The sequence below is a fragment of the Sphaerospermopsis sp. FACHB-1094 genome (genome assembly GCF_014696195.1).
GTDB classification, from domain to species: domain Bacteria; phylum Cyanobacteriota; class Cyanobacteriia; order Cyanobacteriales; family Nostocaceae; genus Sphaerospermopsis; species Sphaerospermopsis kisseleviana.
Genome location: NZ_JACJPT010000166.1, coordinates 1 through 8136 on the forward strand (window position 1 = coordinate 1; position 8136 = coordinate 8136).

Annotated in this window: 4 protein-coding genes and 1 pseudogene; 2 read left to right on the top strand and 3 right to left on the bottom strand. The window is 39.1% G+C overall.

Annotation, left to right across the window (positions count from 1 at the left end):
- The 3 genes and pseudogenes from H6F47_RS25860 to H6F47_RS25870 form a co-directional block, all read right to left on the bottom strand.
- Nucleotides 1-111, bottom strand: a pseudogene (locus tag H6F47_RS25860) (photosystem II q(b) protein); the annotation flags it as partial.
- Nucleotides 112-647: 536 nt separating this feature from the next.
- The gene (locus H6F47_RS25865; RefSeq protein ID WP_190651631.1) at nucleotides 648-2147 is read right to left on the bottom strand and encodes an MBOAT family protein; all 1500 of its coding nucleotides are present in this window, start codon (nucleotides 2145-2147) and stop codon (nucleotides 648-650) included.
- Nucleotides 2148-2343: 196 nt separating this feature from the next.
- On the bottom strand, nucleotides 2344-5370 hold the full coding sequence (locus tag H6F47_RS25870; protein WP_190347377.1) for a DUF1574 domain-containing protein: 3027 nt from the start codon (nucleotides 5368-5370) through the stop codon (nucleotides 2344-2346).
- Between the two features lie 217 nt (nucleotides 5371-5587).
- Between H6F47_RS25870 and H6F47_RS25875 the strand changes: the two genes are divergently transcribed.
- Both H6F47_RS25875 and H6F47_RS25880 read left to right on the top strand, forming a co-directional pair.
- Nucleotides 5588-5806 (top strand): hypothetical protein, encoded by a 219-nt coding sequence (locus H6F47_RS25875; protein ID WP_096571918.1) that lies wholly within the window; start codon nucleotides 5588-5590, stop codon nucleotides 5804-5806.
- 289 nt (nucleotides 5807-6095) lie between these two features.
- The coding region (locus H6F47_RS25880) for a phosphoenolpyruvate carboxylase (RefSeq protein WP_242027498.1) at nucleotides 6096-8136 on the top strand (2041 nt) is incomplete at its 3' end.

Sequence of the window (8136 nt, forward strand, 5' to 3'; positions counted from 1 at the left end):
CATTAATACGCCAAACCAGCCGATGTAAAGGCGGTTATTGGTGCTGGTGATAAATTCACAGAAACGATCCCATACGTTGGCGCTTTGGCGCTGTTGAATGGTTGTGGTCATTTTATGAGTGCGATGTTTTTGTTAAAAACACAGGTAATTCCTTTCCTGTTCTTATAAAGTTAGCATAAGTTTACGAGTTTTGTAACATTGATTATTTTATTAAAATTTATAAAGGTAATAACTTTTACTTATTATTAAGTTTACAAAACTTTAGATTTGTTTAGAAATTAGGATCAAAGCGATTTACTAAAGTAGCTACTACAATCATTGGCAACTCAACAACGAAACAGATTAACCATTAGACATCTCCAGAAAAGAAATTATGGGGGCTTTATGGGGTCAGGTCGAAGCATTTGGGATATCTAGATATCTGATTTTTACCTTAAATTATCGCCCAAATGCTTCGCCCCTACAACTTATGACAAATTAATACATTCTATTTTGGAGAGGTCTGGGGCAGTCCGTTCGCGTACATCCACAGCCTAAAGTACGATAAAGTATCTCCACCAAGTTCCGATACTTTATCGGGCGTGGTTTTGGCTCACTCGATTTTCTTATAATTAATTGGATTGGATATTTTTTTTATTTGGAAGTCCCTAAAAATCAAAGTAGATATAAGGTAAACTGCCTTCAGGAGCTAGTAACCAAACTGCATAGAAACATAAAGGTACAAAAACCAGTTTTATCGGCCAACTCAACTCTAATTTCATGCTTCGTTTAAAGCCATAAGCTATACTCATGACAACAACGATCAACACCAATGACCATGTTAGTTGGTGAGGAGTGCTGTTTAAGGCTTCGACATAGACTTTTTCAATAAACTGTGAATCCGCACTATGACCCCAAAGGTGTTGTATAACTAAAGCAGAATCTTGAATATTGGGGAGACGAAACCAGATCCAAGAGGTGAAAATCATGAACTGGGTTAACAACCAAGCGAAAATTATACCGACAGGGTTGTGCCAAAATAGGTAAAGAATTTTTGAGCGATCGCTCATAGCATCTGTGAGACGATGAACAGCTAAGGCCAAACCATGCAACGCACCCCACACTACAAAACCCCAGGCAGAACCATGCCAAATACCCGCTACTATCATCACAATGAATAAATTTAAGCAGGTACGCATCAACCCCTGACGAGAACCACCCAAAGGAAAGTAAAGATAATTACGTAACCAATCACCTAAAGTTATATGCCAACGTCGCCAAAAATCGGCAATGCTGGTACTGAAGTAAGGAAAATCAAAATTTTCTGGTAAAACTAAACCAAAAAGTAAAGCAGTACCACGGACAATATCTACATAACCGTTAAAATCTAAATATAATTGTAAACCATAAGCCACAGTAGCTAACCACAAATCTGTGCTACCTGCTCTTGGTAAATTACCAAAACATAAATCTACAAAAATTCCTAGATTATCAGCGATAATGCCTTTTTTAACCGCACCTCTAGCAATTAACCATAAAGCTTCTGATAATTTATCAACATTAGGCAATTTTAGAGTATTGAGTTGAACTGCTAAGTTATGGTAACGGGTAATTGGTCCAGAAATTAATTTAGCAAAAAATAATTTATAGGCAGCAAATTTCACAAATTGTTCAGTAGCCGGCGCTCCACGATAAACATCTATTAAATAAGCAATACACTCAAATGTAAAAAAGGAAATTCCCAAGGGTGTAACTAATTTAAATGGGGCATCTGGAGAATTTATATTTATCTCAAATATCCATTTAAATATGATAGGTAGATATTTAAAACCTAATAACAATCCTACATTGAAAATAATCCCAAACCACAAAATTTTGAGACGGTTAAGATTCCAGTCAGATTGAGCAATTTGCCACTCTTCATTAGAAAGTTGCCAATCTTGGGAATGTTTACCTGGTGAGGTATTTTCCCCGATTTCCAAGCCTATACGAAAGTTAATAAAAGTAAGTACCAATAGTAATGGTAAGTATTGAATATTCCAAGATGAGTAGAATACAATACTAGCTATCAGTATTGTCCATAATCTTAATTTTTGTTCGCTTACAGTCCAGTAAATACAAAGAATACTCAGCAAAAACAGCGCGTAAAAAGGTGATATAAATTTCATTCTTTGGTTATTAGTTATTCGTCATTAGTTATTAGTGATTAGTTATTAGTGATTAGTGATTAGTCATTAGTCATTAGTTATTAGTTATTAGTTATTAGTCATTAGTTATTAGTTATTAGTCCCCAATCACCAATCACCAATCACCAATCACCAATCACCAATCACCAATCACCAATCACCAATCCCCAATCACCATTTATTTAAAACTCCAGGGTATCATCGGATCAATAGCCAACCTTTTAGATAATTCATAAGCTCCGTAGCGGTTGAGGTGACTGGGGTCAGAAAAGTAGTCATGTGCTTTGAGCCAGATTTGGCTTAAATCGCGGTAGATAAAATTGCTATTAGTAGTGGAAGCATCTAACATATATTTTTGAAATTCTTGTTCATATTTTAACCGCACTGGGTCTAAATAATCTCCTGTTAATGGCATATTGACAAACACTAATGATATTTTTTTATTTTTGGTAAACTCTATCATTGATTTTAAAGCTGTGTCTTGATTACCTGCTAGTTGAAAATCTTTATAGTCATTGTCGTAAGCTCCAGCTACTCTGGGATGGTTTTGATAATATATAGCAGGATTAAAACGAATAGATAAGGGCAAGAAGCCATCAAAATCAACGGCTGCTTGGGAATTTTGCTCTTGTGTATCGCTGGTCAATTCGGTTTTTGAGTTGACTTGCTGAGAGTTATTAATAACTGGTAAATAGTTAAGTTGTTTTTGCAATAAAGCCTTGATTTGTCCCCGATTTTCATAGCTGGCAGATATACCAACTAAAGCTTGATTTAAAAAATCATTAGTCACTTGATAAGTATTAACATTTACTGGTGTATCTTTAGTTAGCTTATCTTTCACTGCATTTGCTTGTTGGCTGGATGAATTATTGTTAACAGGCTGTGTAGCTCTTTTTAATACCTCTTCATAGCCTTTGGAAGCAGCAATAGCATTAAAAGTGATATCTTTGCGATCACTATTGAAAGCTCTAGAACCATCTGCCCAAATAATCATTTTTGGTAATTCCGAGGGTTGTAAAACTCGACGAATGATAAATTCTACAACTTGGGCTGTAGCACCATTAATACCAAAATTAAATACGTCAACTTTGGGATAACCCTGAGTGGACAAGGCTTTAGAAAGGGCAACAGGATCAACTCCTCTCAAAGCACGAGAAGAACCGATAATTAGGACATCTGGTGGCTTTCCATCTGTTGCTAGACGCTGTTTATAAAGTGCGAATTGTTCATCTAATTGCCTAGCATTAAAACTGGGTAAATTTGATCTTGCAGCCAAGAGAATAGCAGTAGCATTGGCTTTTTGTTTTAATGGTGCGGCAGGTAGATTTGTTGATGGAGTATCATCAGCTGGGGTAAATGCAGAAGCATTAAAAGCAGAATTACCAAACTGAGAATATGTTGTGTTGTTATTGCTGGTAAAAAATGTTGTTCTTTGACTTTGATTTTTTTCTGATGTTAAAGAGACCTGAGACTGTGAGGATGGAGATGTTAAAACACCAGTAACTTTGGGTGTATTTTGTCCAATCTTAGTAGTAACGTCACCTAAGATCCAATCACTTTGGAGTACGAGTATTAATCCCAAAGCTACCCAGATCAAACTTCCCCAGAGTCCTTGTTCATCGGGATTTTGCTCAGTTGATTGGTTAGTTGCTGTAAACAGTTGGCTTGCTAAAAGTAAGTTTCTGACTTGTTGATGAGCAGTTTTCAGCCAATCTTGTGTTACTTCAGTTACCAAGTTTTGAACTTCCTGAGTTGTTAAATCAGGACGCAAAATTGGCTTTTTGGTTTGCTTAGGCAGTAAATCACTGACATATTCTACCGTAGCTGCAAATTCGGGTGTAGCTTCTGGTACTAATCTGTGGCGATGTCCAAAATCAACTCCATGATGCCAAACAGGTTCAGTATCACCGGCTCGGCGACCATAAATTCTCACACCAGTAACACCGACAATACTGAGTTGACGAATAAATTGGGTGACTTTGCTGGCTACTTGCTGGCGTTTGGGACAATTGGGCGCATCACACATAATGTGTAGTAAATCACCCTTACGCAGTAATAAAACGCGAATGCCGCCTGTTTTTAACCGCCAATCCATATCCTGATTTAACAGACGCTCCAGTAGGAAAATGATCGCTGGTTCATCCCCGGCAGCACCTAATTCTAAGCTGGATGTTGCTAAGGCGGGATGTTGTGCAGCGGGTAAAGATAACCAGTCTACCCAAGCAGGTTGTTTATCTTCTGTTTTTTGTCCGTAGACAGCAGCGGACAGAATGCCTTGGGGGGCGATTTTTTCTAACTGAGAGATAATTAAAGGTAAACAAACTTCCTTTTCTGGTGCAGGAGCATTTTTTAAAGGGTCAACTGCTGGAGTACAAAAGATATGTAAGGTAAATTCTTTTAAAGAAGCTTGAACGGTAACTTGGAAATCTGATAAAACTTCAGTTAACAAACGAGCGATCGCTTGTATATCTCCCCAACGCGCCCATTCTTTGAGCATGGTTTCCGGTGGGGTTAAATCCACCCTTAACCGCCAATCTGGCTCACTTTCACCCCGAACTTGCGAGACAATAACAGCATCTTGATAACCAGCCAGCTTGAGATGTCGTAACTGTTGGGCTACTGGTTCAGCTAATAATGTGGCATCAGGACTATAAGTTGATTGGCAAAATATCCAGAGACGATTACCTGTTTTTTGAGAGTTGGCTTTAGACTCGTAGGGCTTGCTTTTAACCTGTACTGCTACACCCAACTTACTTAGGTTTTCACTCAGATAACGAGCGATCGCATCGGGGTTGCCTTGTCGTGCCAAACTTTCATTAGAGACGATCAGCGCCCCACCAGGTAGTCTAGATTTTTTGGTTTCTAATAAAAGTGCTTGTTCTGCTTGCTCTAGATGTCGATCTAATTGATTTAAATAGACTCTATGACACCATTGAGGACGATGTTCTCCTTTCTTTCGACCATAGACCAATACTTGGTATATTGAGGATTGTTCCTCATTTGTGAGACTATCTAAATCTGTTTTTCCAAGTGCTTGCAACAAGTCATAGAGTGTGTGCCAACGTTTTGGACAGTCTGTACCTTCACAAAGGATATGCAGGTCATTTCCTAGCAACCGAACTTTCACCCTGAAAGTGTTAATTCCTGTTGCTTGGCTTACCCACTGCACTAAGGTTTGCTGGCGATCTAGTAATAATGTTTTCATTATGAAGTTAACTTTAACAGGAAGCGAGGATTGGGGGATTTTGCCTGTACTTGTAAACTAGAACCATAGATTTATCACATTTTGCAGTTTCTTTTTAACAATTTTGTTACCATTGGAGCTTGCAAAATCGGCAAAGATAGTCTTACAAGGTTGCACGTCCTCTCAAGATTGAGTTTTGCGTCTATTTTACTCATCTGGCCATCATCAAGAATTAGCAATGTCATCTGTAACCCAACACCCATCACCAACCCCCGGATTAAATTGGCTCTTTTTTAGTATTCCCCAATCTGGTCTCTTACAAATAGCTACGGCATCTATGCTACTGCTACTTGTAGCAGATAAAGCAACTGGTGAAGCACTCAAAGCTATAGGAGAAGCTAGTGAAGAGGTATTTAGAGGCGATCGTCTACCTATTCTCAACTTCCCAGATCAGTAGTAACTAAACCAAAGCTAACAACATCTAACAACAGCTAACAACTACTATATATAACCATTTATTGGCTCTGGGTAATCCTCATCACTCAATTTATTCATTTTCTGATTGTGGTATTTCTTTGGTAATAGGTAATGGGTAATGGGTAATGGGTAATTATTATATTTTTCCCAATCACCAATCACCAATCACCAATCACCAATCACCAATCACCAATCACCAGTTCCCTGGTACAGCAAAAAGCAAAAAACTAAAATTGTAGGCATTAATTGGCTTTACTAGAGCAAAGAATATGGGTTCTATTTTATACTCCTCCTCGCCATCAGCGAATATCTACCCTATGTCTGAATTATTTTTACGTCATCGTCTACAGATAGTAGAAGAATTGTGGGAGTCGGTATTGCGGCAAGAATGCGGCCAAAAAATGGTGGATCTATTACGGCAGTTGCGTGATTTGTGTTCACCGGAAGGACAAGCTACCAATGATCAAGCCTCGTCAGCTGTGGAACTGATTGAACAGCTAAATATTAACGAGGCCATTCGTGCTGCTCGTGCTTTTGCTCTTTATTTTCAATTGATTAATATCATTGAGCAGGAATATGAACAAAAGCAACAGTTAAGCCGCTATTCTGAGTCAGACAGCATAGATCAGGAAAATATTCCCAATATTGTTTATTCGACTAACCAACGAGAAGACGACTTACCTGTTACTAAGTCATGGGGAGGAAATCCCATATTTCATAGTTGGACTGATACAACACCAGCTACACAAAAAGGTACATTTGCAGCTTTATTTCCTCTATTATTCAAACTGAATGTACCACCCCAGCAAATTCAGCGTTTAATTTCTCAACTAGATATTCGGTTGGTTTTCACTGCCCATCCCACGGAAATAGTCCGCCACACGATCCGCGATAAGCAGCGACAAGTAGTAAGTCTCTTACAACAGTTAGATAGCGCGGAAACTCGTTCTGGTGGCTATCCTTGGGAAGCAGCAGAGGTGAAAGAGCGATTATTAGAAGAAATTCGTCTATGGTGGCGTACTGATGAATTACATCAGTTTAAACCAACTGTATTGGATGAAGTAGATTATGCTTTACACTACTTCCAAGAAGTGTTATTTGATGGTATTCCCCAACTTTACAAACGTCTCACATACTCTCTAAAACAAACATTTCCTTGGTTAGAACCACCCAGTAAAAATTTCTGTTCTTTTGGTTCTTGGGTAGGTTCAGATAGAGACGGAAACCCATCGGTAACACCGGAAGTTACTTGGAAAACCGCTTGTTATCAGCGGAAAATGGTTTTAGAGAGATACATTCAATCGGTGAAGCATCTGATTGAATTATTAAGTGTGTCTATGCACTGGAGTGATGTACTTCCAGATTTGTTGGAGTCGTTAGAATTAGATCAATCTATTTTGAGTGATGTCTACGATGCGTTAGCTTTGCGTTATCGTCAAGAACCTTATCGCTTAAAGCTGGCTTATGTGTTAAGAAGGTTGGAAAATACCCGCGATCGCAATCTGGCTTTATATAATCGGGAAACACCAAGCAATGAAGATTCTCCCATGTATCGTTCTGGGGGGGAATTTTTAGCGGAACTGCGATTAATTCAACGCAATTTGACGGAAACAGGTTTAAGTTGTGGAGAATTAGATCATCTGATCTGTCAGGTAGAAATTTTCGACTTTAATCTTACCCAGTTAGATATTCGTCAAGAATCATCTCGTCATTCTGATACGATTAATGAAATTCTTGAATACTTACAAGTTTTACCCCAATCTTATAACGAACTCACAGAAGAACAAAGGGTAGCTTGGTTAACAGGAGAATTGCAAACCAGACGGCCGTTAATTCCCGCAGAATTACCATTTTCGGAAAAAACTAATGATGTAATTGAAACTTTCCGGGTGGTGCGATCGCTGCAACAAGAATTTGGCATTAACATCTGCCAAACTTACATTATCAGTATGTGCAGGGAAGTTAGCGATGTTTTGGAAGTGCTGCTGTTAGCGAAGGAAGCGCGGTTATTTGATCCAGCGATCGCTGTAGGAACTATTCGTGTTGTACCACTCTTTGAAACTGTAGAAGACTTACAACGCTCTAGAAGCGTGATGCGACAACTGTTTGAACTACCATTGTATCGTGCTTTCTTAGCTGGGGGTTATGCAGAAATTAACCCTGACAACTCCTCCCCATCTCCCCACACTTCGACACCGCCCTTCGACACCGCCCTTCGACACCGCCCTTCGACACCGCCCTTCGACACCGCCCTTCGACACCGCCCTTCGACACCGCTCAGGACAGGCTCAGGACAGGCTCAGGACAGGC

What these genes read in the sequence shown, in the direction of transcription:
- H6F47_RS25865 (WP_190651631.1), bottom strand. Translation starts at nt 2,147, where the DNA reads ATGAAATTTATATCACCTTTTTACGCGCTGTTTTTGCTGAGTATTCTT.
- H6F47_RS25870 (WP_190347377.1), bottom strand. Translation starts at nt 5,370, where the DNA reads ATGAAAACATTATTACTAGATCGCCAGCAAACCTTAGTGCAGTGGGTA.
- H6F47_RS25875 (WP_096571918.1), top strand. Translation starts at nt 5,588, where the DNA reads ATGTCATCTGTAACCCAACACCCATCACCAACCCCCGGATTAAATTGG.